Origin of the sequence: Pseudomonas sp. JDS28PS106 (assembly GCF_036706555.1) — a bacterium.
In the GTDB taxonomy this organism is placed as follows: domain Bacteria; phylum Pseudomonadota; class Gammaproteobacteria; order Pseudomonadales; family Pseudomonadaceae; genus Aquipseudomonas.
This window is the reverse complement of record NZ_JBAJGT010000028.1, coordinates 1-1,626: the sequence shown is the minus strand read 5'-3', so window position 1 is coordinate 1,626 and position 1,626 is coordinate 1. Positions and strand designations below refer to the sequence as shown.

Here is a 1,626-nt window from a genome sequence, read left to right as displayed (position 1 = left end):
CGCACTCACCAGCTGCGCCTGGCGTTTTCCTCCCGGCCCTGGAGCCCACGACTGTGCGAACAAATGCGCGCCAGCCCCGAACATCGCGCCCGGTGGATGACGGCTCTGGATCTGTCGCGCTACAGCCTGACCATGGCCGAACCCGGCACCCTGCCGCTGCGCCGGATCGCCGAAGCGGTGGCCGATATCGATACGCAGCAGGTGACCCATGACGGCCGCTTCGACGACTCCTGCGTGCCGACCACCGAGAATGCGGCCGAGGAGCCGCTGTGTTCGCCCGCCGGCCTCGATGCGCATTGGCTCGGCAGCGTGCCGGATCAGGACAGCGCCTTGCTTATCGCTCTGGACGACCCGCTGGCAGTGCTCACCGACCTGGGCCTGCAACTGGCGGCCGATCAGGCGGCGGTGCAGGCCTGGCAGGCCGAGCACGACCACAAAGTACAGATGGCGCAGGTGGTCACCAATCTCTGCGCCAGCAGCGACGACCCTGACCGACTGCCCACGATGGTCAAGCATGACGTCGCGCGCACCCAGACCTACCTGAGCGAGGTGGACGACTATCTGGACCGGCGTCTGCTGCAGCAGAGCGAGTGCATGGACTTTTCGTCATGCGACAACGCAACGGTGGAGGTTGTGAGCATGGCGGCGGCGCTCAGGGACCAGTACGGCGTCCTGCCTTCCGACAAGGACTTCGAGTCGTGGAATCAGCGGGCCAAATGGCGTCAGGAGGTGGACGTCAAAGGGGCCCGCGCCTACATAACCCTGCACAAGCCAAACGGCGATCGCCTGACGAGCCAACTCCACGATACCCAGAACGACCTCATGCTCTGGGCGCAACATATCGGGCTCGACCCGCACGCCCTGTTCATCGACACCGAGGACCCCGACAGCCTGCTCTACCTGCAAAGCCTCATGAGCGACCTGCTGGCCGTGCTGGTCCAGGATATCCAGACCCATGACTGGCTGCTCAAACAGGAGGACTTGCCCACCACCCTGTTCGGCACGCTGCGTTACGGCTTTTCGCCCGGCATCAAGCACGCGCTGGACCAGGAAGCCGACCGCCTGCTCAACGGCCTCAACGATCACGCCAACCTGGCGACCCGGGTCGGCGAGTTGAACTCGCTGCTCAACCACGCCGAGGTGACCGACTCGAAATTCATGGGCTCGCTCAAGCAGTCCGCCCGTAACACGCTCAAAAACCTCTCCGAACTGGCGGCCGGACAAGGCACGCACGTTGCGCAAACCCTCCTCACCGCCTGGGTACCCCTCGACAGTCGCCGGGTGCGTGGCAAACACCAGAGCCTGCCGGCCTTGCTGCGCAGCCTGATCATCGGCCGCATGCTGACCGGTTCCACCGAACGCCTGGCCATCGACGCCGACGCCGGCAACCGGCTGAAAAACTGGAAGCGCGAACTGCGGGTGCTGACCAAGCAGATACACGACCTGCAATACAACTGGCAGTACCCCAGCATCGGCCGTCAGGACCGGCGCAGCCTGTCGCGCCACCTGCAGACACTTCAGGCTGATCTACGTCAGCACCACCTGCGCATCCCCGAGCTGCTGGATTTTCAGGACAAGCACTACAGCCGCCTGATCCACAACGAAATGCGCGCCTTCCTGGACGCC

The 1,626-nt window shown here is 64.6% G+C and carries 1 pseudogene; it reads left to right on the top strand.

What is annotated here, in order from left to right:
* Positions 1 to 1,626: pseudogene (locus tag TRP66_RS23390) on the top strand (hypothetical protein); the annotation flags it as partial.